At 71.5% G+C, this 21,310-nt stretch carries 26 protein-coding genes; 9 read left to right on the forward strand and 17 right to left on the reverse strand.

All coding sequences use genetic code 11. From position 1 onward, the window contains the following. Positions 1-15 precede the first annotated feature (15 nt). Positions 16-666: a TetR/AcrR family transcriptional regulator gene (locus J2N69_RS17070; RefSeq protein WP_230901558.1), complete on the forward strand. Its 651-nt coding sequence runs from the start codon at positions 16-18 to the stop codon at positions 664-666. On the opposite strand, the gene J2N69_RS17075 is transcribed toward J2N69_RS17070, so the two are convergent. From J2N69_RS17075 to J2N69_RS17085, 3 genes are all read right to left on the reverse strand, one after another. Next, positions 657-1,736, reverse strand: a complete 1,080-nt coding sequence (locus J2N69_RS17075; protein ID WP_230901559.1) for an aminoglycoside phosphotransferase family protein — start codon at positions 1,734-1,736, stop codon at positions 657-659. The two genes, J2N69_RS17070 and J2N69_RS17075, sit on opposite strands and share 10 nt — an antisense overlap. Before the next feature lie 333 nt (positions 1,737-2,069). Further along, positions 2,070-2,735, reverse strand: coding sequence for an HAD family hydrolase (locus J2N69_RS17080; protein ID WP_330166815.1), 666 nt, complete (start codon positions 2,733-2,735; stop codon positions 2,070-2,072). 120 nt (positions 2,736-2,855) lie between these two features. Next, positions 2,856-3,758, reverse strand: coding sequence for a winged helix-turn-helix domain-containing protein (locus tag J2N69_RS17085; RefSeq protein ID WP_230901560.1), 903 nt, complete (start codon positions 3,756-3,758; stop codon positions 2,856-2,858). Positions 3,759-3,884: 126 nt separating this feature from the next. Between J2N69_RS17085 and J2N69_RS17090 the strand changes: the two genes are divergently transcribed. Next, positions 3,885-4,073 (forward strand): hypothetical protein, encoded by a 189-nt coding sequence (locus J2N69_RS17090; protein ID WP_127910419.1) that lies wholly within the window; start codon positions 3,885-3,887, stop codon positions 4,071-4,073. Positions 4,074-4,178: 105 nt separating this feature from the next. On the opposite strand, the gene J2N69_RS17095 is transcribed toward J2N69_RS17090, so the two are convergent. The 3 genes from J2N69_RS17095 to J2N69_RS17105 form a co-directional block, all read right to left on the reverse strand. After that, on the reverse strand, positions 4,179-5,087 hold the full coding sequence (locus J2N69_RS17095) for a winged helix-turn-helix domain-containing protein (protein WP_230901561.1): 909 nt from the start codon (positions 5,085-5,087) through the stop codon (positions 4,179-4,181). 292 nt (positions 5,088-5,379) lie between these two features. Then, a complete protein-coding gene (locus J2N69_RS17100) occupies positions 5,380-6,651 on the reverse strand; it encodes a GNAT family N-acetyltransferase (RefSeq protein WP_230901562.1) in 1,272 nt (423 codons plus the stop codon). 58 nt (positions 6,652-6,709) lie between these two features. After that, entirely contained in the window at positions 6,710-7,312 is a 603-nt protein-coding gene (locus tag J2N69_RS17105; protein WP_230901563.1) for an RsiG family protein, read from the reverse strand. Positions 7,313-7,495: 183 nt separating this feature from the next. Here J2N69_RS17105 and dtd point away from each other — a divergent pair, with 183 nt between their 5' ends. After that, positions 7,496-7,933, forward strand: coding sequence for a D-aminoacyl-tRNA deacylase (dtd, locus tag J2N69_RS17110; RefSeq protein ID WP_230901564.1), 438 nt, complete (start codon positions 7,496-7,498; stop codon positions 7,931-7,933). 29 nt (positions 7,934-7,962) lie between these two features. On the opposite strand, the gene ygfZ is transcribed toward dtd, so the two are convergent. Genes ygfZ through J2N69_RS17125 form a run of 3 tightly spaced genes read right to left on the reverse strand, consistent with a single transcriptional unit; the run spans position 7,963 to position 9,992 of the window. After that, positions 7,963-8,928 carry a CAF17-like 4Fe-4S cluster assembly/insertion protein YgfZ gene (ygfZ, locus tag J2N69_RS17115; RefSeq protein ID WP_230901565.1) on the reverse strand — a complete coding sequence of 322 codons (966 nt, stop codon included), beginning with the start codon at positions 8,926-8,928 and terminating at the stop codon, positions 7,963-7,965. A 34-nt stretch (positions 8,929-8,962) separates the two neighbouring features. Further along, a complete protein-coding gene (locus J2N69_RS17120) occupies positions 8,963-9,403 on the reverse strand; it encodes a Fur family transcriptional regulator (RefSeq protein WP_127910414.1) in 441 nt (146 codons plus the stop codon). 16 nt (positions 9,404-9,419) lie between these two features. Then, the gene (locus J2N69_RS17125) at positions 9,420-9,992 is read right to left on the reverse strand and encodes a heme-binding beta-barrel domain-containing protein (RefSeq protein WP_230901566.1); all 573 of its coding nucleotides are present in this window, start codon (positions 9,990-9,992) and stop codon (positions 9,420-9,422) included. Between the two features lie 253 nt (positions 9,993-10,245). On the opposite strand from J2N69_RS17125, the gene J2N69_RS17130 reads away from it, so the two are divergent. After that, positions 10,246-10,608 (forward strand): DsrE family protein, encoded by a 363-nt coding sequence (locus J2N69_RS17130; protein ID WP_127910411.1) that lies wholly within the window; start codon positions 10,246-10,248, stop codon positions 10,606-10,608. On the opposite strand, the gene J2N69_RS17135 is transcribed toward J2N69_RS17130, so the two are convergent. The 8 genes from J2N69_RS17135 to J2N69_RS17165 form a co-directional block, all read right to left on the reverse strand. After that, entirely contained in the window at positions 10,602-10,862 is a 261-nt protein-coding gene (locus J2N69_RS17135) for a DUF3099 domain-containing protein (protein WP_205036447.1), read from the reverse strand. The two genes, J2N69_RS17130 and J2N69_RS17135, sit on opposite strands and share 7 nt — an antisense overlap. Positions 10,863-10,964: 102 nt before the next feature. Then, entirely contained in the window at positions 10,965-11,252 is a 288-nt protein-coding gene (locus tag J2N69_RS17140) for a DUF1416 domain-containing protein (protein WP_230901567.1), read from the reverse strand. A 44-nt stretch (positions 11,253-11,296) separates the two neighbouring features. Next, complete coding sequence (locus J2N69_RS17145) at positions 11,297-12,142, reverse strand: sulfurtransferase (RefSeq protein WP_230901568.1); 846 nt, start codon at positions 12,140-12,142, stop codon at positions 11,297-11,299. 158 nt (positions 12,143-12,300) lie between these two features. After that, complete coding sequence (locus J2N69_RS36670) at positions 12,301-12,381, reverse strand: putative leader peptide (RefSeq protein ID WP_356580218.1); 81 nt, start codon at positions 12,379-12,381, stop codon at positions 12,301-12,303. 194 nt (positions 12,382-12,575) lie between these two features. Further along, the gene (locus tag J2N69_RS17150; protein WP_230901569.1) at positions 12,576-13,328 is read right to left on the reverse strand and encodes an LmeA family phospholipid-binding protein; all 753 of its coding nucleotides are present in this window, start codon (positions 13,326-13,328) and stop codon (positions 12,576-12,578) included. Between the two features lie 133 nt (positions 13,329-13,461). Beyond that, positions 13,462-14,682: a hypothetical protein gene (locus J2N69_RS17155; RefSeq protein WP_230901570.1), complete on the reverse strand. Its 1,221-nt coding sequence runs from the start codon at positions 14,680-14,682 to the stop codon at positions 13,462-13,464. A 5-nt stretch (positions 14,683-14,687) separates the two neighbouring features. Continuing rightward, a complete protein-coding gene (locus tag J2N69_RS17160; protein WP_230901571.1) occupies positions 14,688-14,942 on the reverse strand; it encodes a MoaD/ThiS family protein in 255 nt (84 codons plus the stop codon). A gap of 12 nt (positions 14,943-14,954) precedes the next feature. Further along, on the reverse strand, positions 14,955-15,809 hold the full coding sequence (locus tag J2N69_RS17165; protein ID WP_230901572.1) for an alpha/beta hydrolase: 855 nt from the start codon (positions 15,807-15,809) through the stop codon (positions 14,955-14,957). A gap of 213 nt (positions 15,810-16,022) precedes the next feature. Between J2N69_RS17165 and J2N69_RS17170 the strand changes: the two genes are divergently transcribed. The 5 genes from J2N69_RS17170 to J2N69_RS17190 all read left to right on the forward strand — a co-directional run bounded on the left by J2N69_RS17170 (position 16,023) and on the right by J2N69_RS17190 (position 21,199). Then, on the forward strand, positions 16,023-16,802 hold the full coding sequence (locus J2N69_RS17170) for a response regulator transcription factor (protein WP_230901573.1): 780 nt from the start codon (positions 16,023-16,025) through the stop codon (positions 16,800-16,802). A gap of 23 nt (positions 16,803-16,825) precedes the next feature. Continuing rightward, a complete protein-coding gene (locus J2N69_RS17175) occupies positions 16,826-17,848 on the forward strand; it encodes a LacI family DNA-binding transcriptional regulator (RefSeq protein WP_127910404.1) in 1,023 nt (340 codons plus the stop codon). 101 nt (positions 17,849-17,949) lie between these two features. Continuing rightward, positions 17,950-18,966: a S1C family serine protease gene (locus J2N69_RS17180; RefSeq protein WP_230901574.1), complete on the forward strand. Its 1,017-nt coding sequence runs from the start codon at positions 17,950-17,952 to the stop codon at positions 18,964-18,966. A gap of 77 nt (positions 18,967-19,043) precedes the next feature. Beyond that, positions 19,044-19,781, forward strand: a complete 738-nt coding sequence (locus J2N69_RS17185) for a response regulator transcription factor (protein ID WP_230901575.1) — start codon at positions 19,044-19,046, stop codon at positions 19,779-19,781. After that, positions 19,778-21,199 carry a HAMP domain-containing sensor histidine kinase gene (locus tag J2N69_RS17190; RefSeq protein ID WP_230901576.1) on the forward strand — a complete coding sequence of 474 codons (1,422 nt, stop codon included), beginning with the start codon at positions 19,778-19,780 and terminating at the stop codon, positions 21,197-21,199. The genes J2N69_RS17185 and J2N69_RS17190 overlap by 4 nt, the downstream gene beginning before the upstream one ends. The last annotated feature ends 111 nt before the right edge of the window (positions 21,200-21,310 follow it).

Here is a 21,310-nt window from a genome sequence, read left to right on the forward strand (position 1 = left end):
CCCTACACTCCCCCCATGACCAGCAGCGACGCCCCGCCCTCCGAACCCGGCCTGCGCACCCGCAAGAAGCAGCAGCGCCACCAGGCGATCTCCGAGACGGCGATCGCGCTCTTCCTGGAGAAGGGCTTCGACCAGGTGTCGGTCGCCGAGGTGGCGGCCGCGGCGGAGGTATCCAAGCCGACTCTCTTCCGCTACTTCGCCTCCAAGGAAGACCTGGTCCTGCACCGCTTCGCCGACCACGAGGACGAACCGGCCCGCGTCGTCGCCGCCCGCCCCGTCAAGCGCCCCGCCCTCGACGCCCTCCACCGCCACTTCCTGGACGGCCTCGAACGCCGCGACCCGGTGACCGGCCTCTGCGACGCCCCCGCCGTACTCGCCTTCCATCGCCTCCTCTACGGCACCCCGTCCCTGGTCGCCCGCCTCCACGGCTACCAGCACCGCTCCGAGCAGGCCCTCGCCGAGGCCCTGACCACCGCGCATGGCGGCCGGCCCCTGGAGTCCCGCCTGGCCGCGGCCCAGATCGTCGCCGTCCAGCGGGTCCTCGCGGAGGAGAACTGGCGCCGGATCACCGGGGGCGAGAGCGCGGACGAGGCCTGGCCCGACGCGGTGGCCTCCGCGAACCGCGCCTTCGCCCAGCTGCGCAGCGGGCTTCAGCGCTACGCGTGAGCGGCGTCCGAGCGCGCCCAGTCCCGCAACGCCTCCACGATCCGCCGATGCGTCGGCACATCCTCCAGGCCCAGAGGCCCACGGGCACGGGTGAGGACTTCCTCGATCTTCCGGCCGCCGCGGTGCAGCGGCCACCACGGGAACGCCGGCTTCGCGTCCAGCGTGAGCGCCGAGCGGATGACGTCCGTGAACACCGACTGCGCCTTCTTGTAGGCGAGGAGGCGCGGAAGATCCCGCTCCCACCCCTCGGAACTGCCCGGCCGCACCTCCTCGACGGCCTCGCACCAGCGCCGCGTCACCTCTTGCGCCTGGTCGGGCCGGTACCGCATCAAGTAGAGGTGGGTGGCCAGGTCATAGAGCGGGTCGCCCACCATGGCCAGCTCCCAGTCGATGGTCCACAGCTGTCCGTACCGGTCGACGATGAAGTTCTCCCGGTGCAGATCGCCGTGGAGCAGCGAGAACGGCCTCGGGGTCAGGTCCGCGAGGCCTTCCCGCAGCTTCTCGAAGCACTGCCTCTCGATGCCGAGCGCGTGGAAGAGTTCGCCGAACCTGGGGGCGTTGCGCAGGTAGACCTGTTCCTCGGTGAAGAGGACCAGCCGCTCCAGGAACGCCGTGGAGTCCCCGTCGTGCGGGCGGTCCTCGGGGACGCACCTGCGTTCCACCGACAACGCGTCGGGGTCGACATCGGCCAACTCCGCGAAGAGTTGGACGATCTGCGCGATCAGCCGCCCGGGAATGGGGTCGGAGAACGTGTGACACGCCCCGAGCGTCCGCCCCTCGATGAACCTCTGCAGACCCAAGCCACCGCAGCCACCCGCATCGCCGACGTCACCGACGTCACCGATGTCGATGACGTCCGGAATCCGGCTGATGTGCCCGCTCAGAGCCCGCACCAGCTCCTCTTCCGAACGGAAGCAGCGCCGGTCGAACCAGAGCAGGTCACCGCGCGGCTCCCGGCACTTCCACCGGACCCGCTCCGGCCCCTCCGCCTCCCCCGGCAGGGGAAAGACGTAGGTCTCGTGGTGGTAACCCTTGAGAGGGCCGACGAGGACCCGCTCACTGCCGCTCACCCGAGCGGCACGCTCCCGGGCCGCGGAAGTCGCTTGGGATGACATCGCTGTTCTTTCAGCCCGGGACGCCTCGGAGCGATCCGACGTGAGGGCGAGGGGGCAAGGGGTCGTCGGGCCGTCGGGTCGTGGGGTCGTGGGGCAATGGGGACTTGGGGTCGTGAGGACGGAGTGGAGCAGGCTACCTCTGCGGTCCCACCGCCCCTGCCGTCGGCACCCACGTCGCTGGCCTCTCCCTCCGCATGAGCTAATGCGCGCTCGCCCGTACGAGGACACGGCACCCCCGGCCGCACCCGCGATCCCGAACCCTGTCAGGGACCTCCCCGGCCCCCCGGCCTAGCAGCCGACCCCCCTTCCGCGCAGCCTCATCAGGACCGGCTCCAGGGACGACACCAGATGCCGCGCCCCCGCCTCCCACAGCAGTCGCGCCTTGCGTTCGTTGCGGGCGTAGCCGAGGAAGCGGACGCCCGCCTGTTCGGCGGCCTGAAAGTCCGTGGGGGCGTCGCCGATCATCAGACTGGCCCGCGGGTCGGCGCCCATGGCGCGCAGGGCGCGGTGCAGGCAGTGCGGGTCGGGTTTCAGGAGTCGCAGGTCCTGGGTTCGGCCGTAGATGTGCGGGGCGAAGCACTCCAGGAGGCCGCGTGAGGCGAGGTAACTGCTCGCGGCCTCCGGGGAGTTGTTGGTGGTGACGGCCAGCCGCACGCCGAGCGCCGACCAGGTGCGGATCAGCGGGTCGACGTACGGGGTGGGGAAGGCGGACCGCACGGCGCTCAGCTCGTGCTGGGTGAGGCGCTTCGCCAGCTCCTCGACCAGGTCGCTGCGGGGACGGCGGCGGTCGACGGCGCGCAGTACGACGTAGGGGTCGGGCTGGCTCCGCTCCTCCTCGGAGAGCAGGCCGGGCAGCCCGAGCCCCGCCAGGCACCGGACCTGGTCCTCCGCCACCCGCTTCGCCGAGTGCCGGGCGAAGAGCCGGCAGATGGGGCCGTCGAAGTCGAAGAGCACGAAGCGGACAGGATCGATCAGATCAGGGAGACTTTCGGTATCGCCACTGAACGTCTCGGGCCGTATCGCGTCGGATCGCGTCGAGTCGGTCGAGTCAGAGGACGTCGAGTCAGGGGTCACCTAAGAGAGTTTCAGGTCCGAGGTGATGGTTGCCCAGAGCGCGTCGAACCACTTCTGCGACTCCTCCACGAACAGGGCGTCGCGCGACCCCTCCTCCGCCCCGCCGAAGGAGAACAGGGGCGCCTTGACGCCGAGCACGTCATACAGGTCCAGCACCTCGCCGCCGTCGTCCGCGTCCAGCTCCAGCTGCTCGCGCCCTAGCGTGTAGTACGCGAGCAGCGCCTCGCGGTGGTTGAGCAGATACAGCTTGACGGGCGTGGTGAAGGGCAGCGCGCGGAACGTCACGTCGACCTCGATGCCGTGCGAGGCCCGCAGGGCGCGCAGGTTGTGGCGCAGGACCTGGCCCTGGGCGTTGCGCTGGGCCAGCCAGCGCTGGTGGAGCCGCTCGCGGCTCTCCGCGTCGTACTGGACCGGCACCGGGAACGCCAACTGGATGTCGCGGCTCGGCAGCAGGATGCGCACCTTGATCGACTGCGGCCGGATGCGGCCCTCGTGGATCAGGCGGACCGGTTCCCCGAGGGCGATCATCAGCGTCTCGGCGGTGTAGGAGACCACGTCGATCCGTACGTCCCGCTCGGCGAACGCCTCGGCGAGCCGGGGGGCGAGCGCGACCATGGACGGCTGCGGCCCCCGGCTCCCGGGGACCGGCCCCGACTCGGCGACCCTCGGCGGGCTGCCCTTGCTGACGTTGGAGAGCAGGCCTTCGCCCTGGAGCCGCTTCATCGCCTGCCGCACGGCGCCGCGCTCCACGCCGAACTCCTCGGCCAGCTCGGCCTGGGTCGGCAGACGGTCGCCCGCCTTCAGCTCACCGGACCTGATGCGGTCACGGATGGCGTCGGCGATGTCCTGCGGCGAGAGCTTTCCGCTGCCGTTCACTCCGGCGTTCTCCTGAGTCACGACCAAACGATACAACTGCGCGCCATCTCAGGGCAGTTGTAGAGAAGTTGTTTATTCCGCCGCGCCAAGCGGGGACAACTACAGCAGAGTTGGCTGCCAACTCGGTCCAAGATGGCAGAAGGGGGAACCACCATGCCCGTCATAGCCCTCCTCGCAGCCGTGGTCATCGTCACCGTCGAACAGATCGTGCAGTGGAAGTACGGCACGATGGGCATCGTCGGTCTTCTCCTGCTGACCGTGGGCGTCAAGGCGAAGAACGCCACGTGCAGCTCCATCGGCGCAGCGGTCCTCGCCCTGATGATGACAGGCCCGGCGAGCTGAGCACCGGACCGGCGGCGGAAACCCGCACCCGGCCCGCCGCCGGACCCACGCGCAGAGCCCACGGCTCCGGACCCACGCCCAGAGCCCACCGCGCCGCACGCACGCTCAGCCCGCCGCCAGCTCCAGGTCCCTGCTGATCGTGTTCCACAGCGCGTCGAACCACAGATGGGACTGCTCCACGAACGTCGTGTCCCGCAGCCCCTCCCCCCGCCGGAACGGGAAGAGCACCGACCGCGCGCCCTGCGCGTCGTACATCTCCAGGGACTCCTGGCCGATCTCCTCGTCCCGCTTGGTGAGCGTGTAGTACGCGAAGAGCGCCTCCGAGCCGTTGATCAGGTACAGCTTCACCGGCGGCGTGAACGGCAGCGCGCGGAACCGCACCGACACGTCGATGCCGTGCGAGGCCCGCAGCGCGAGGAGGTTGTGGCGCAGCACCTGTCCCTGCGCGTTGCGCTGGTCGAGCCAGCGGCGGTGCACCTGCCCGCTCTCGTCCTCCCCGCCGTCGACCGCCGCCGGGAAGGCGAGGTCGATGTCACGGCTCGGCAGCAGCACCCGGACGTCGACCTTGGCCGGTTTGTGCTGTCCGGCGTGAATCCGCCGGAGCGGTTCGCCGATCGCCATGGTGAGGGAGACGGAGGTCAGGCAGAGCGCGTCTATCTCCACGTGCGGCGCCTCGAAGGCCGCCGCGACGCGTGGCGCGAGGCCGGCCATCGTGGGCTGCGGGCGCGCCGCGTCACCGTGTCCGAGCAGGCGTTCGGACGGTGCGGCCACCGTGGCGGGGCTTCCCTTGGACACGTTGGACAGGAGGTGCTCACGGTGCAGGATGCGCAGCGCCTCGCGCACGGCTCCGCGCTCCACGCCGAACTCGTCCGCCAGCTCGGCCTGAGTGGGCATGCGCTGACCCGGCCGCAGTGATCCGGACCTGATGCGGTCGCGGAGTACGTCGGCCACCTCACGGTGGGAGCGCCGCCGCTTGCGCCCGTCGGCGGGGGCGTGTTCCGTGCTCACAACCAAACGGTACAACTTCGCGCCATCTTACGGGAGTTGCGCGGAAGGTGGTTATGAGTCGACCCCCAGTGGAGATAAGTCAGATGAAGTTGGTGGCCAACTTTGGCGACATGGTCAGGCCCCTGGGGGGTTGGCCAGTGGCCGGGCTCCCCTCCGGAGGGGAGCCGGGAGTCCGGCCGGCCGTCGGAAACCCGAGCCCCGGCTCCCGGCTACGGGGGAGCCGGGGCTCACTCGCGACTGCCCCCGCCTCAGAACCGCCCCCGCCTTGGAACCACCCCGCCTCAGAACCGCCCCCGCCTCAGAAAAGGTCCTGGCACCACGGCCGCCGCGCCGTGCGGAAGAGGGCGTCGGCCACCGCGGCCGCCCCGGCCCGCTCCTCCGCCACGAGCCCCAGCGCCACGAGCCGCGCCGCCGACTCGTCCCCCAGCCACAGCCGCGCCAACTCCGCGACGTCCAGGGCGAGATCAGGCTCCTGACGGGTCGGCGCGCACACCGCGCCACCGCCCTCCCCCACCTCCAGCCGGTACCGCCCTCCCGCGAGACCCGCCGCGTCGGCGACCTCCAGGACGAGCGCGCCCGTACCGGCGTACGTACGCGCCTCCAAAGCCCGTACGACATCCAGGACCCGCACCCAGAGCCAGTCCGCGTGCCCGGTCACGCGGGCCGCGCGGGGGTCCGGCAGCAGCTGCGGGAGCAGGTCGTCCGGGGCCCGCCAGCCGGACTTCACCGTGACGACCCGGTCCACCGAGCAGACGTAGTGCCACAGGGCCCGCTCGGCGGCGGGCGTGACGGCGGTCATCGAGAGCACCGTCAAGATGTTGTCCGGCTGCCGGGTGGCGCTCCGCTCGTCGTCCGTGGCGCGGTACGCGACCAGGCCGTCGACGCGCCCCGACGGGTCGCGGTAGAGGGCGTAGAACGGCTCCTGCCAGGGGTGCTCGGGCGTGGCCTGTTGCCCGGTGTTCCGCAGCCACCACCACTGGTCGCGGTTGACGGCACCGTGCCGCGTGGCCCTGAACCGCTCGTGCATCTCGGGCCCGAACTCGCGTACGTCGTCGCCGTCGACGAGATCGATGCGGGCGCCGGCGTCCGACGGCCCCGACCAGCGCGGGTCGAGCCCCGAGCGCGGCACGTCGACCGTCCACTCGGTGACCGAGGTCGCGGGCCCGAAGCCGAACCGGCCGTAGATCCCGTACTCGGTGGCGATGAGCGTGGCGACCACGTCACCGCGCTCCTTCGCCGCCGCGAGGTCGGCGGTCATCATGCGGGTGAGGATGCCGCGGCGCCGGTACGTGGGCGCGACGGTCACCGCCGAGACGGCATTGGCGGCCACGGCGGCACCGCCCACCGCGGTCAGCTCCTGGGCGTAGGACCGGTACGTCCCCACCCAGCGGCCGCGGTCAAAGGCCCCCTGCATGCCGCCGATGTCACCGCGGGCGCGGGTGTGCGCCACGGCCTCGTCGGAGATGCCCGCCAGGGGGTACAGGAACCCGGCGTGGGCGGCCCGTACCCAGACGGGCAGCTCCGCGTCGGTGACCGCTCTTACCTCGACATCGCCTTCAAGATCGCGCATGCGCCCACGCTAGGCAGTCCGGTGTGTTCTGCCCACCGGATTTCTGCGTGAGCCCGGGTCACACCAGCAGGTCGTCGACCTGCGCCTCGCCCTCGCGGTACCGCCGGGTGATCTCCGCGCTGCAGTCGTCCGCCGTGCGCTGGAGCGACTGGCGGCGCCGGGAGACCTGCTGCTCGTACCGGACGAGGCGGCCCATGGCCGCGTGCAGCTCGTCGTCCGTGCGGGCCGCGAGGTCGGAGAGCGCGACCTCGGCGAGCATCTCCGTGGCCAGCAGGCGGTACTCCTCGCTGTGCGGCGTGCCGAGCGTGACGTGCCGCGCCGACGAGCGCTGCCGGGCCGGGGCGTCCGCCAGGATCTCCGAGAGCCGGTCGACGACGGCCGCCTCCGGAGTGGGTTTCAGCGTCTCCCCGCGGCGGGCGATCTCGGCCCGCAGGATGTCGATGCGCCCTTGCAGGAGCCGCCGCACATAACTGAGGTCGGCCTCGTCCTGCTGCGCTGCCCGGCGCAGCTCGCGAAGCTCCGGCAGGCGCCGCGCCGCCAGGTCGCGCACCGGCACCTCGGGCAGCGCCGGACTCGCCGTGCGCTGCGTCGGCGGACGCGGAACCGGTGTGCGCCGCAGCGAGATGCCGCCGGGCGACTGCCCCGTACTTGGTGTGATCATGTTGCTCTACCCGTCCCCTCGACCGGCCGACGCGGTGCGACCGCGTGTGAGCATCGTGCCACCCCGAGTGGCCGCTATGTGAATGAGTGCCCACAATCAGCCCCAGATGGGGGGTTCCTGAGCATCCGATGGGACCGATGGGGTACCCACGGCGGGCGCCGGGGAACACGGCATGATGGCCGGATGCGAGCAGTGGTGCAGAGGGTGGACGGCGCGAGCGTGGTCGTCGAGGGTACGGACGGCCCCGAGACGGTGGGCGAGATCGACGGCGAGGGCCTGTGCGTCCTGGTCGGCGTCACGCACGACGACACCAAGGAGAAGGCGGCCCAACTGGCCCGCAAGCTCTGGACGTTGCGGATGCTGGCCGACGAGAAGTCGTGCAGCGACATCGACGCGCCGCTGCTCGTCGTCAGCCAGTTCACGCTCTACGGCGACGCCCGCAAGGGCCGCCGCCCCACCTGGAACGCCGCCGCCCCCGGCGATGTCGCCGAGCCCCTGGTCGACGAGGTCGTCGCCCGCCTGCGCGCCCTCGGCGCGACGGTGGCGACCGGCCGCTTCGGGGCGCGGATGCGGGTCGGCCTGACGAACGACGGCCCTTTCACGGTGCTCCTGGAGATGTGAGCCGCACGTGTGCCACGTGTGCCGCGGCGCTACGGCTCGACCACGACCTCCTGCGCCGCGGCGGTGTCCCCCGCCACCAGCTCCGCGTCCACCGGCACGTTCCGCTTCACCAGGGCGAGGGCGATCGGCCCCAGCTCGTGGTGGCGGGCGGACGTGGTGACGAACCCGAGCTTGCGCCCCTCGGCGCCCTCGCTCGCGAGGTGGACCGGCGTCCCGGCCACCGGCAGGTGGACGTCGCTGCCGTCCAGGTGGAGGAAGACCAGGCGGCGCGGCGGCTTCCCCAGGTTCTGCACGCGGGCGACGGTCTCCTGCCCGCGGTAGCAGCCCTTCTGGAGGTGCACGGCGGTGCCGATCCAGCCCAGCTCGTGGGGGATCGTGCGGTGGTCGGTCTCGAAGCCGAGGCGCGGCCGGTGCGACTCCACCCGCAGCGCCTCGTACGCGAGGAGGCCGGCCGCCGGGCCGTGGTCCGCCGCGTACGCCTCCAGGTCGGCGCGCGGCAGGAACAGGTCGCGGCCGTGTGCCGTCTCGCGTACGACGACGCCCTCGGGGACGGGGGCGATGGAACCGGCGGGCAGGTGGACGACGGCGAACTCGTCGGTGCGGTCGGCGACTTCGACGCGGTAGAAGAACTTCATGCTCTCCAGGTACGCGATCAGCGCGTCCTGGGTGCCGGGCTCGACATGGGCCCAGATGGTCTCGCCGTCGTCCACGAGGTACAGGGCGTGCTCGATGTGGCCGTTGGCGGAGAGGATCAGCGCTTCGGTGGCCTGTCCCGCGGGCAGCTCGCTGATGTGCTGGGTGAGCAGCAGGTGCAGCCAGCTCAGCCGGTCGGAGCCGGTGACGGTGACCACACCGCGGTGGGAGAGGTCGACGAAACCGGTGCCGTCGGCGAGGACGCGCTGCTCGCGGAACAGGTCGCCGTAGTGGGCGGCGACGCCTTCGTCCACGCCCTCGGCGGGGACGGCGCCGGGCAGGGACAAGAGGGGGCTCTTCATGTTCACAAAGGGTACGACCAGCGAGCTGCGGCTTTTATTTCTGGCGGCACTTCCGGCACTGCCCGAAGATCGCGAAGTGCTTCAGGTCGGTGTCAAAGCCGAAGGTCTCGCGCAGCTTGGCGGTGAACTCCGCGGCGACCTCGGTGTCGGCCTCGATGACGTCCGTGCAGTCCCGGCAGACCAGGTGCATGTGGTGGTGGCGGTCGGCCAGGTGGTACGTCGGCGCGCCGTGCCCGAGGTGGGCGTGGCTGACCAGGCCCAGCTCCTCCAGCAGCTCCAGGGTGCGGTACACCGTGGAGATGTTGACCCCCGACGCCGTCTTGCGCACTTCGCAGAGGATGTCGTCGGGGGTCGCGTGCTCAAGGGTGTCGACGGCTTCGAGAACAAGCTGGCGCTGCGGGGTCAGCCGGTAGCCGCGCTGCCGCAGATCGCTCTTCCAGTCGGAGCCGGTGCTCCGGGAGTCGGTGCTCGCCACACCAGAGAGTCTAGGTCTACTTGAAGAAAGCGATGCCGTCGTCGGGCAGGTCGCCGAGGTTGCGCGCCATGTCGGCGACCTCCTCGGGCGTGACGACCTTCTTGAGCTGCGCCGACATGTAGGGCCGCAGCGGCACCTCGGGGGTCTGCTTCTCGCCGACCCACATCAGGTCGCCCTTCACATAGCCGTAGAGCCGCTTGCCGCCGGTGTAGGGGGCGGAGGCGGCGGTGCGCGCGACGGCGTCCGTGACCAGGTCGATCTGCGGCTTCTTGTCGGCCAGCTCGCCGTACCAGACCTCGACGACGCCGTCGTCGCGGACCATCACGACCTCGACCTTGCGGTGCTCGTCGACGCGCCAGAAGCCGGACTCCGACTCCAGCGGCTTGACCTTGTTGCCCTCGGCGTCGAGCACCCAGGTGTACGAGCGGTACTCGATGAAGTCCCGCCCGTCGTGCGTGAAGGAGACCTCCTGGCCGAAGTTCGCCTTCTCGGCGCCGGGGAAGTCGGTGACGCCCGCGCCCGCCCAGTTGCCGAGGAGGAAGGCGAGGGGGACGAGGGAGGGGTTCAGGTCGGACGGAATCTCGATCATGGGAAGCTCAGGCGATCTGTGGTGGTGGCGGGGTTATCAGCGCTGGCCCTGGTACAGCTTCTTCACGGTGAGCCCGGTGAAGGCGAGAACGCCGACGCAGACAAGGACCAGCAGGGCGGAGAAGAAGGCCTCAAGCACGGGGTGCTCCTCGGTGAGCTGATGGGGCAGGTATTCAGAGCCGGTCCCACTGTAGTCGTGCGGCGCCCGTCTCTCTCTGTGAGGGGCCTTACGTGTGGGGCCTTACGATGCGGCCATGGCGAAGAAGCTCGTGATCAAGGTGACCGCCGGGGCCGACGCCCCCGAGCGCTGCTCCCAGGCCTTCACGGTCGCGGCCGTGGCCGTGGCCAGCGGGGTGGAGGTGTCGCTCTGGCTGACCGGCGAGTCGTCGTGGTTCGCGCTGCCCGGCCGCGCGGCGGAATTCGACCTTCCGCATGCCGCGCCGCTGCCGGATCTGATCGACTCGATCATGTCGGCGGGCCGGATCACGCTCTGCACGCAGTGCGCCGCGCGCCGCGACATCTCGGAGCAGGACGTCCTGCCGGGTGTGCGGATCGCGGGCGCGCAGGTCTTCGTCCAGGAGGCGACGACGGACGGCGTCCAGGCGCTCGTCTACTGACGGGGGCGCCTGCCGTCCAGCTCGTCCCACCACTCGTCGGACTTCGGGTCGCCCGACGGGTCGTCCCACCAGCGGTCGTCGGGTCCCCGCCGGTTGGCGACCATGGCGGCGAGCGGCGGTATCACCATCGCCACGACGCACATGCCGACGGCGACGGGGATCGACCAGAGCCGCACGACGCCCCAGGCCAGGACGAACAGGGCGATGCACGTGCCCATCATGACGAAGTAGCTGCGGCGCCGTCGCGCGTACATGTCTCCAGACTAGGCCCGGACACGCCGAAGAGCCGCACCCCGTTCCAGTGGCGTCCAACCCCCTGGGGTGCGGCCCTTCAGCCGTTCACGGTGCGATGCGGGTCAGACCGCGATCGCGACCTCCGCGAGGCCACCGGTCTGCGCGACGACCTTGCGGTCGGCCGTGCCGCCGGGGACCAGCGCCCGGACGGTCCACGTGCCCTCGGCGGCGTAGAAGCGGAACTGTCCGGTGGCCGAGGTGGGGACCTCGGCGGTGAACTCGCCGGTCGAGTCGAGCAGGCGCACGTAACCGGTGACGGGCTCGCCGTCGCGGGTCACCTGCCCCTGGATCGTGGTCTCACCGGGCTTGATCGTCGAAGCGTCGGGGCCGCCGGCCTTTGCTCCACACATGGCGTACTCCTGAGGGGTCGGGGGAGGGGACGGGAGGTCCGGGATTACTTGTTGGCGCCGAGCTCGATCGGCACGCCGACGAGCGAGCCGTACTCGGTCCAGGAGCCGTCGTAGTTCTTGACGTTGGTCTGGCCGAGCAGCTCGTGCAGGACGAACCAGGTCAGGGCGGAGCGCTCGCCGATGCGGCAGTAGGCGATGGTGTCCTTCGACAGGTCCACCTGCTCGGCCTCGTAGAGGGCCTTCAGCTCCTCGTCGGACTTGAAGGTGCCGTCGTCGTTGGCGTTCTTCGACCACGGGATGTTGCGGGCGCTCGGCACGTGGCCGGGGCGCTGCGACTGCTCCTGCGGGAGGTGGGCCGGGGCGAGCAGCTTGCCGCTGAACTCGTCGGGCGAGCGCACGTCGACCAGGTTCTGCGCGCCGATCGCGGCCACGACGTCGTCGCGGAAGGCGCGGATCGAGGTGTCCTGCGGCTTGGCCTTGTACTCCGTGGCGGGCCGGTTCGGCACCTCGGCGCCGTCGACCAGGTCGCGGGAGTCCAGCTCCCACTTCTTGCGGCCGCCGTCGAGGAGCCGCACGTCCTGGTGGCCGTAGAGCTTGAAGTACCAGAAGGCGTACGAGGCGAACCAGTTGTTGTTGCCGCCGTAGAGGACGACGGTGGAGTCGTTCGCGATGCCCTTCGCCGACAGGAGCTTCTCGAAGCCCTCCTGGTCGATGAAGTCACGGCGGACCGGGTCCTGGAGGTCCTTGGTCCAGTCGATGCGGATCGCGTTCTTGATGTGGTTCTTGTCGTACGCGGAGGTGTCCTCGTCGACCTCGACGATGACGACCTTCGGGTCGTCGATGTGGGCCTCGACCCAGTCGGCGTCCACCAGGACATCGCTGCGGCTCATGCTTCTCTCCTCCGGGGCAGTTACGGCGGTGCGGCTGTGCGAGGGGCGTGCGGGTACGGCTCAGGAGCGCGGGGAGGCGCGGGCGTACGTGGCACGGGGGGGGTGGCCCTGACCGGAGTCGGCAACGGGCCGGGGGAATACGGGAGTTGCGGCTCCCGCTAGAAGGTGCGACAGAGCATGGCGGCGACGCGGCACAGGTCTACTGCCCGCCGCTTCGTGAGGTCCGCCTGTCGGTTCATAGGGCCGATCGTAGGGATGCGGAGGCGGCTGTGTCACCGGGGCTCCGCATGCTGAGACACGATCGTCCACGATGTGGGAATGCTTGAAGCCCGGGGCCGCCCCGATGGGCCCCGGGCTCCGTGTCGTGCCCGTCACATCCGCCCGCCGGACGGCTCCGTCTCGTACTGCGGACGAAGCCCTCCGGCGGCGGGGTTCAGCCGGTCAGGCTCACGTTCGAGCCGGTCACCGTCATGTCCACGCCGTCCGGCGCGGCCTCGACCTTCTCCAGCTTGATCCCGGCCGGCAGGTCGTCGATCTTCTGCTCGAAGTCGGTGACGTCGCGGACCATGCCCTCGGGCAGCGGCACGGCGACGCCGAGGATCTCCAGCTTCTTCGGGATCTCGTCCGCGTGGACCTTGATGGTGTCGCCCTCGACCCGCAGCGAGCTGAGCACGTGGACCGGCTTGGGCAGCTTCGCGCCGCCCTTGCTGACCTCGACCTCGACCTTGATCTTGCCGTTGCCGCCGTCGGAGAGGCCGACGACCTTGCCGGTGGCGCCGAGCGGCAGCGACACGGGCTCGGACTTGCCGGCCTTCAGCAGCTCGTCGTACGAGACGTGGGCGGTGCCCGTGGCGGTCGCGGCCGTCGCGGAGCTGTAGTCGCCGGAGAACTTCACGCCCTTCATGTGGGCCGTCAGGTCGGCGATGCGGATCGAGTCGGAGCCGGACCGGGCGTCGTAGTCCTTGATGCCGATCTCCACGTCGTCCAGCTCACCGCCCGCGACCTGCGTCAGGAAGGGGAAACCCTGGATGGAGACGTCGGGGGTCTCGCTCAGCCCCTCGTTGGTGCGCAGCTTCTCCGCCGCCTCGTTCTCGGCGAAGTACACGGCGAACCGGTCGGCCGCGACGAACAGACCCCCGAGGATCACCACGACGACCAGAAGTATTCGTACGGCGCGCTTGCTCATGTCCGGTCTTCCCCCACCTTGATCCCCCGCCACGACAGTCCTTCCCGCGAGCCTAAAGGACAGGCCCCCGGCCCTTGAGCCCGGCCGGGGACCTGTCGATCAGCTGTGACGATCCGACGATCGCGTACGTCCGTCAGCCGATGGCACGGCCGAGGAGGTGGACGGCCGGCGCGGCGGCGGCCAGCGGCAGCGCGACACCCGCCGTCATGTGGACGAAGCGCGACGGGTAGTCGTAGCTGGCGGCGCGGTGCCCGATCAGCGCGCAGACCCCGGCGCCGACGGCGAGCAGCGCGCCCTTGCTCCCCAGGTCCGTCATGCCGCCGACGGCGACCCCGGCCCCGGCGGCCGCGAGCAGCGCGACGACGACGGAGGCGGGCGTGGGCAGCGGCAGCGCGCGGGCGACGATCGCGACGGCGACGGCCACGCCGCCCACGACGACGGCATCGGAGACGGCCCCCAGGTGTCCGGCGGCGATGATCGCGAGCGCGGCGGAGACGACGGTGGCCATCAGCCCGTACATCCGCTCGTCCGCCCCGGCCCGGCTGCGCAGCTGGAGGACGAGGACCAGCAGCACCCACACGCCGAGGGTGCCGAGGATGGCGGCGGGCGCGTGCTCCTTGCCGACGGCGAGCAGCGCCACGTCGGCGACGACACCGCCGAGGAAGGCGAGCGCGATGCCCTGCCGGGCGGGCCACATGCCGTTGAGCCGGAACCAGCCGGCGGCGGTCACGGCCTGCAGGATCACCAGCGGCACGAGCAGGGCGTACGACCCGACGGCGGCGCCCCCGGCGAGCAGCAGCCCGAGGACCGCGGTCAGGGCGGCGGGCTGCATCCCCGGCTCGATGATCGGCGAACGCCCCTCGGCGCGGGCGCGCTGGGCGTCGGTGACGCGGGGGTTCCCGGTGACGGTGGCGGGCCCGAACGAGGGCGCGGACGCCGCGGCTTCGGGTTCCGGTGCGCCCGCTGCCACCGCCGGCGGCTGAGCCTGGCCGTACGGATCGCCCTGCACGGGGAGGTAGGCCGTCTCCGTCACGTCCACAGCCACGACGGGCGGCTGCGTCTGCGTCTCCCAGGTCTGCCCCTCCCACTGCTGGGTGTACTGGTCCTGGGAGTACTGACCCTGGGAGTACTGATTCTGGGGGTACTGGCCCTGGGGGTACTGCTGTTCCGGATAGGGCTGCTGGGCGTACTGCTGCTGCTCCGGGTACGCCTGCTGCGCGTACTGCTGCTGGTGCTGCGGGTACGCCTGCTGCGCGTACTGCTGCTGGTCCGGGTACGCCGGCTGGGCGTGCTGCCCGGCGTAGGGGTCGTAGCCCTCGTACCCCTCGTAGCCCTCGTACGGCTGATTGGACATGGCGCTCATCCTCCTGCGAACGGCGGGAGCACCTCGACCGTGCCGCCCTCGGCCAGCCGTACGGTCTCATGCCCGCGGGTCCCGACGGGGGCACCGTCGACCAGGAAGGAGCAGCGCTGGAGGACCCGGACGAGTTCTCCGGGGTGCCGCTCACGGGCGGCGGCCAGCGCATCGGCGAGCGTCGTGGCCGCGTACGGCTCCTCGGCGACGCCCGCGGCCGCCTTGGCAGCGGCCCAGTAGCGAATGGTGCCGTTCACCATGCGACTCCCCTTTCAGTCGGCGGTTGCCGACGTCCATGATGCCGTGGCCCACGCCGCGATCCGCCCCGCGAGTCCGTCCGAGGCCGCGTGCTCCGCGTGCCCCATGCCTTCCTCCAGCCACAGTTCGGCCCCCTCCGGCGCGGCGGCGACAAGCGCCCGGGGGTGGTCGACGGGGAAGTACGGATCGCGGGTGCCGTGCACGACGAGCAGCGGTGTCGCGCCGATCAGGGGGACGGACTCGACCGGCGAGAGGGGGACGGGGTCCCACTCGTGCGGGTGGATTCGGGTGCGCAGCCCGAAGCGGCCGACCACGCGCCCCGTGGGCCGCGTCACGACCCAGTGCAGGCGCCGCATCGGCGCCGTTCCGCGGTAGAACCAGCGGGCGGGGGCGCTGACCGCGACCACCGCGTCGGTCCGCGCTTCCGTGCGCCCCCTGTGTGACGCGGCGTGACGGAGCACGACGGAACCGCCCATCGAGAACCCGACGGTCACCACGTGCGCGTGGCCGAGCGAGCGCGCCCACTCCACCGCCGCCGCCAGGTCCAGCACCTCGCGGTCGCCGACCGTGGAGTGCCCGCCGGACGCGCCATGCCCCCGGAACGAGAACGTGATCACGGCCGCACGCTGCGCGAAGACGCCCGCGATCCGGCGCACGTGGGGCCGCGCGAGGTCGCCGGTGAAGCCGTGCGCGAGCACGATCGCGACGCTCCCGTGCCCGGCCGGGCTCCCCGGACCGGGGTCGTACGCGGCGTCGATGGCGACCCCGTCCTGTGTACGGAGCGTGGCGCGCCGTCGAACCCCAGGCTGAGCGCGAGTGAGCGGCTGCACAGAAGATCGCGCCTTTTGACCTGCCGGACCGGAACTCATGTGAGCTATTGTGCTGGGCAGAGGACCTGGGCAACGCAGCCCCCGGGTCCTTTTGTGCTTTCAGGCGGCCCGGGGCGCGGGCCCCCGGAATCGCAGCAGCATCCGTACCGAGCAGTGCCGTAAACGTCCTCGCAGGGACCGAGGAGGAACCGACGTTATGGGCGAGCGAAACGTGCACGACGACCGCAGGACGACCCGGGCAGGTGGGGCGCGATGAGCTCTCTGCTGCTCCTGACCAATGCCCTCCAGCCGTCGACGGAGGTGCTCCCCGCCCTCGGCCTGCTCCTGCACAACGTGCGCGTCGCCCCGGCGGAGGGGCCCGCCCTCGTCGACACCCCCGGTGCCGACGTCATCCTGATCGACGGGCGCCGCGACCTCCCGCAGGTGCGCAGCCTCTGCCAGCTGCTGCGCTCCACCGGGCCCGGCTGTCCGCTGGTCCTCGTGGTCACCGAGGGCGGTCTCGCGGCCGTCACCGCGGACTGGGGCATCGACGACGTACTCCTCGACACGGCCGGTCCTGCCGAGGTCGAGGCGCGGCTGCGGCTCGCGATGGGCCGCCAGCAGATCACCTCCGACGACTCCCCCATGGAGATCCGCAACGGCGATCTCTCCGTGGACGAGGCGACGTACAGCGCGAAGCTCAAGGGCCGGGTCCTCGACCTGACCTTCAAGGAGTTCGAGCTGCTCAAGTACCTGGCGCAGCACCCGGGCCGGGTCTTCACCCGCGCCCAGCTGCTCCAAGAGGTCTGGGGCTACGACTACTTCGGCGGCACCCGCACGGTCGACGTCCATGTGCGGCGGCTGCGCGCCAAGCTCGGCGTCGAGCACGAGTCGCTCATCGGCACCGTCCGGAATGTCGGTTACCGCTTCGTGGTGCCGGAGAAGGTCGAGCGGGCGGCCGAGGAGGAGAAGGCGAAGGCGGCGAAGCCCAAGGCCGGACAGGCCGCGGCGCCCCGCGCCGAGGAAGCCGCCGCACGGTCTGCGGGGCAGTAGGTCCATCCGCGTAGACTGCGCGCGTGGCCAAGGTGACGCGGGACGATGTGGCGCGACTGGCGGGTACTTCGACCGCGGTCGTCAGTTATGTCATCAACAACGGACCCCGGCCGGTCGCCCCGGCCACGCGCGAGCGGGTACTCGCCGCGATCAAGGAGCTGGGCTACCGCCCGGACCGGGTCGCGCAGGCCATGGCGTCCCGGCGCACGGACCTCATAGGCATGATCGTGCCGGACGCGCGCCAGCCGTTCTTCGCGGAGATGACGCACGCCGTCGAACAGGCCGCGTCCGAGCGCGGGAAGATGGTCCTCGTCGGCAACTCCGACTATGTGGAGGAGCGCGAGACCCACTACCTGCGCGCCTTCCTCGGCATGCGGGTCTCCGGCCTCATCCTCGTCAGCCACGGCCTGACCGACCAGGCCGCCGCCGAGATAGACGCCTGGGACGCGCGCGTGGTGCTGCTGCACGAGCGGCCCGAGGCCATCGACGACGTCGCGGTCGTCACGGACGACGTGGGCGGCGCGCAGCTCGCCACCCGCCACCTCCTCGAACACGGCCACGAGTACGTCGCCTGCCTCGGCGGCATGGCCGAGACCCCGACCGTCGGCGACCCCGTCTCCGACCACGTCGAGGGCTGGCGGCGCGCGATGCGGGAGGCCGGGCGGTCGGTGGAGGGGCGTCTCTTCGAAGCGCCGTACAACCGCTACGACGCGTACGAGGTGGGACTGGAGCTGCTCGCCGGGCCCGACCGGCCCACCGCCATCTTCTGCTCGACGGACGACCAGGCCATCGGGGTGCTGCGGGCCGCGCGCGAGCTGCGCATCGACGTGCCCGGGGAGCTGGCGGTCGCCGGCTTCGACGACGTCAAGGAGGCGGGCCTCACCGACCCGCCGCTGACGACCGTGGCCTCCGACCGCCCCGCGATGGCCCGCGCGGCCGTGGACCTGGTCCTGGACGACGGGCTGCGGGTCGCCGGTTCGCGCCGCGAGCGGCTGAAGCAGTTCCCCTCGCGGCTGGTCGTACGCCGGTCCTGCGGCTGCCACTGAGCGTCCACCGGGACGGGCTTTACAACGGGCATACGCACTTCTGCCGGGCTTCTCAGGACGTACTCAGGCAGTTCTCATGTACGCCGGTCACTGTCGATGACATGACCGAGACCTTCCGCCACAGCGGCGAGTACCCCCAGCAGCAGTCGTCAGCGCCTGTGCACCACGGCGGTACGCGGGGCGGCTTCCCGCCTCCGCCCGCCTACGCGCCGGAGGCACCTCACGGGCCCGCCCCGCGCCGGCGCCGGGCCAAAGGTCCGGCGGCCCTGCTCACCGCCGTCGCCATCGCGGCGGCGGCCGTGGGCGGCGGCACCGCGTACGCCGTGCAGACACTGACCGAACCGGGCGCCACCACCTCCGCCACCAGCACGAACGTGGTGCCGGCCGGCAAGAAGGGCACCGTCTCCGGGGTCGCCGAAGCGGTCAGCCCCAGCATCGTCGAGATCAGCGCCGCCACCGGCCAGGGCAAGTCGACCGGCTCCGGGGTCATCACCAGAAGCGACGGCGAGATCATCACCAACAACCACGTCATCGCGGGCGCCACCTCCATCAAGGTGCGGACGAACGACGGGAAGACGTACGACGCCGAGGTCGTCGGCACCGACAGCAAGAAGGACCTCGCGCTCATCCAGCTGAAGGGCGCCTCCGGGCTCAAGCCGGCGACGCTCGGCGACTCCGACCAGGTGAAGGTCGGCGACCAGGTCGTGGCCATCGGCTCCCCCGAGGGCCTGACCGGCACCGTCACCAGCGGCATCGTCTCCGCGCTCGACCGGGACGTCACCGTCTCCACCGGCGAGGGCCAGGAGCGGCCGCAGAGTCCGCGGGGCGGCTGGCCGTTCGAGTTCGGCGGGCAGGAGTTCAACGGCGACACCGGGTCGTCGAAGACCACGTACAAGGCGCTCCAGACCGACGCCTCGCTCAACCCCGGCAACTCCGGCGGTGCCCTCATCGACATGAACGGCAACATCATCGGCATCAACTCCGCGATGTACGCGCCCAGTTCGTCGGCCCAGGGCGGCGGCGACGCGGCCTCCGGCAGCGTCGGCCTCGGCTTCGCCATCCCCATCGACACGGTCAAGGACGACCTCGGCAAGCTGCGCTCGGGCTCGCAGAGCTGACGGGGGCCGGGAACACGCCCCGCGTGCGAGGCTGATACCGGCCCGTTCCACCCCTTTCCCGAGGAAGTCCGAAGCCCATGAACCCCGCCGAAGGCGACCGCACCGGTGACCGCGAGCAGCAGCGCATCCTGATCGTGGACGACGAACCCGCCGTGCGGGAGGCACTGCGGCGCAGTCTCGCCTTCGAGGGGTACGGCACCGAGGTCGCCGTCGACGGCGCCGACGCCCTGGAGAAGGCCGCGGCCCACCGCCCCGACCTCGTCGTGCTCGACATCCAGATGCCCCGCATGGACGGCCTCACCGCCGCCCGCAGGCTCCGCGCCGCCGGGTCGACCACTCCGATCCTGATGCTCACCGCGCGCGACACCGTCGGCGACCGCGTCACGGGGCTGGACGCGGGCGCCGACGACTACCTGGTCAAGCCCTTCGAGCTGGACGAGCTGTTCGCCCGCATCCGGGCGCTGCTCAGGCGCAGTTCGTACGCCGCCGGGGCGGGGCGGGCCGAGGAGGGCGACGTCCTGGCCTTCGCCGACCTGCGGATGGACCTGGCGACGCGCGAGGTCACGCGGGGCGGGCGGACGGTGGAACTGACCCGGACCGAATTCACCCTGCTGGAGATGTTCCTGGCCCACCCCCGGCAGGTCCTGACCCGCGAACAGATCCTCAAGGCCGTCTGGGGCTTCGACTTCGAGCCGTCCTCCAACTCCCTGGACGTGTACGTGATGTACCTGCGCCGCAAGACGGAGGCGGCCGGTGAACCGCGCCTCGTGCACACGGTGCGGGGCGTGGGGTACGTGCTGCGGGGCGGCGAGTGAGCGGCCTCGTACGGCGGTTCCGGGGGCTGCCGCTGCGGTCCCGGCTGGCGCTGCTGGTCGCCACGGCCGTGGCGGTGGCGGTGGCCATGGCGGCGGCGGTGTGCTGGTTCGTGGTGCGGGACGCGCTGGTGGATTCGCTGGACGACTCGCTGAACGAGAACCGCCTCCGCGATTCCTGGGTGCGGGACATGATCGACGGAGACGGCCGGTGCCGCCAGACGATCGTCGAGCAGAACAACGCGTCGCCGAACCTGCTCGAACAGATCGCGCAGGTGGTCGACCAGACCGGCGGCAGCTGTGTCGTCCTCGGCAAGCAGAGCCTCGGTTTGAAGCAGGCCGACACCGAGGTCGCCCGCCGTGAGGCGCCCTCCGCCTTCCACGACGCCACCGCCTCCGACGGCACCGAGTACCGCGTGCTCACCTACCCGCTGGACGGCACCCCGTACGCCGTCTCCCTGGCCCGCCCCCTCAGCGAGGTCCACGACACGCTCGACAACCTCACCCTGCTGCTCTCCGTGGTGGGCGGTGTCGGCATCCTCGGCGCGGGCGCGGCCGGCCTCTGGGTGGCCCGTACCGGTCTGCGCCCGGTGGACCGCCTCACCGAGGCCGTGGAGCACGTGGCCCGCACCGAGGATCTGGACCTCCGCATCCCCGTCGAGGGCGACGACGAGATCGCCCGCCTGTCGGAGTCCTTCAACTCCATGACCGCCTCGCTGGCCTCCTCCCGCGACCTCCAGCAGCAGCTGATCGCGGACGCGGGCCACGAGCTGCGCACCCCGCTCACCTCGTTGCGCACCAACATCGAACTGCTGGTCCGCAGCGAGGACACCGGCCGGGCCATCCCGCCCGACGACCGCAGGGCGCTGCTCGCCTCCGTCAAGGCGCAGATGACGGAACTGGCCGCGCTGATCGGGGACCTCCAGGAGCTGTCCCGGCCCGACGCGGGGCACGGCGGCGCCAAGGTGCAGGTCATCGCCCTGCACGACATCGTCGAAGCGGCCCTGGACCGGGCCCGGCTGCGCGGCCCCGAGCTGACCTTCACGGCGGACCTCTCCCCCTGGTACGTCCGCGCGGAACCGGCCGCCCTGGAGCGCGCCGTGGTCAACCTCCTGGACAACGCGGTGAAGTTCGGCCCGCCGGGCTCGGCCGTCGAGGTGGCCCTGCGGGCGGGCGAACTGACGGTGCGCGACCACGGCCCCGGCATCCCCGCCGAGGAACTCCCGCACGTCTTCGACCGCTTCTGGCGCTCCCCGTCGGCCCGCAGCCTGCCGGGTTCGGGTCTGGGCCTGTCGATCGTGGCCCGCACGGTGCGGCAGTCGGGCGGCGAGGTGACGCTGAGGGCGGCGGACGGGGGCGGCACGGTGGCCTCGGTCCGGCTGCCGGGGGCGGCGACTCCGCCGCCGAGTCAGCTGCCCTGAGCCCGACCGGGCACTGATTGGCGAGACGGAGCGTCTTGCCGTGGGCGGGGTGGCGCGCTACAGTCGTGGGCGTCGGCGAGACGGTTCGTATCGTCTCTGTCGGTGCCGATC

The organism is Streptomyces huasconensis (assembly GCF_021028635.1).
Taxonomy (GTDB): Bacteria; Actinomycetota; Actinomycetes; order Streptomycetales; family Streptomycetaceae; genus Streptomyces; species Streptomyces huasconensis.

What these genes read in the sequence shown, in the direction of transcription:
- J2N69_RS17070 (WP_230901558.1), top strand. Translation starts at nt 16, where the DNA reads ATGACCAGCAGCGACGCCCCGCCCTCCGAACCCGGCCTGCGCACCCGC.
- J2N69_RS17090 (WP_127910419.1), top strand. Translation starts at nt 3,885, where the DNA reads ATGCCCGTCATAGCCCTCCTCGCAGCCGTGGTCATCGTCACCGTCGAA.
- J2N69_RS17100 (WP_230901562.1), bottom strand. Translation starts at nt 6,651, where the DNA reads ATGCGCGATCTTGAAGGCGATGTCGAGGTAAGAGCGGTCACCGACGCG.
- J2N69_RS17105 (WP_230901563.1), bottom strand. Translation starts at nt 7,312, where the DNA reads ATGATCACACCAAGTACGGGGCAGTCGCCCGGCGGCATCTCGCTGCGG.
- dtd (WP_230901564.1), top strand. Translation starts at nt 7,496, where the DNA reads ATGCGAGCAGTGGTGCAGAGGGTGGACGGCGCGAGCGTGGTCGTCGAG.
- ygfZ (WP_230901565.1), bottom strand. Translation starts at nt 8,928, where the DNA reads ATGAAGAGCCCCCTCTTGTCCCTGCCCGGCGCCGTCCCCGCCGAGGGC.
- J2N69_RS17125 (WP_230901566.1), bottom strand. Translation starts at nt 9,992, where the DNA reads ATGATCGAGATTCCGTCCGACCTGAACCCCTCCCTCGTCCCCCTCGCC.
- J2N69_RS17130 (WP_127910411.1), top strand. Translation starts at nt 10,246, where the DNA reads ATGGCGAAGAAGCTCGTGATCAAGGTGACCGCCGGGGCCGACGCCCCC.
- J2N69_RS17135 (WP_205036447.1), bottom strand. Translation starts at nt 10,862, where the DNA reads ATGTACGCGCGACGGCGCCGCAGCTACTTCGTCATGATGGGCACGTGC.
- J2N69_RS17140 (WP_230901567.1), bottom strand. Translation starts at nt 11,252, where the DNA reads ATGTGTGGAGCAAAGGCCGGCGGCCCCGACGCTTCGACGATCAAGCCC.
- J2N69_RS17145 (WP_230901568.1), bottom strand. Translation starts at nt 12,142, where the DNA reads ATGAGCCGCAGCGATGTCCTGGTGGACGCCGACTGGGTCGAGGCCCAC.
- J2N69_RS36670 (WP_356580218.1), bottom strand. Translation starts at nt 12,381, where the DNA reads ATGAACCGACAGGCGGACCTCACGAAGCGGCGGGCAGTAGACCTGTGC.
- J2N69_RS17150 (WP_230901569.1), bottom strand. Translation starts at nt 13,328, where the DNA reads ATGAGCAAGCGCGCCGTACGAATACTTCTGGTCGTCGTGGTGATCCTC.
- J2N69_RS17155 (WP_230901570.1), bottom strand. Translation starts at nt 14,682, where the DNA reads ATGTCCAATCAGCCGTACGAGGGCTACGAGGGGTACGAGGGCTACGAC.
- J2N69_RS17160 (WP_230901571.1), bottom strand. Translation starts at nt 14,942, where the DNA reads ATGGTGAACGGCACCATTCGCTACTGGGCCGCTGCCAAGGCGGCCGCG.
- J2N69_RS17165 (WP_230901572.1), bottom strand. Translation starts at nt 15,809, where the DNA reads ATGAGTTCCGGTCCGGCAGGTCAAAAGGCGCGATCTTCTGTGCAGCCG.
- J2N69_RS17170 (WP_230901573.1), top strand. Translation starts at nt 16,023, where the DNA reads ATGAGCTCTCTGCTGCTCCTGACCAATGCCCTCCAGCCGTCGACGGAG.
- J2N69_RS17180 (WP_230901574.1), top strand. Translation starts at nt 17,950, where the DNA reads ATGACCGAGACCTTCCGCCACAGCGGCGAGTACCCCCAGCAGCAGTCG.
- J2N69_RS17185 (WP_230901575.1), top strand. Translation starts at nt 19,044, where the DNA reads ATGAACCCCGCCGAAGGCGACCGCACCGGTGACCGCGAGCAGCAGCGC.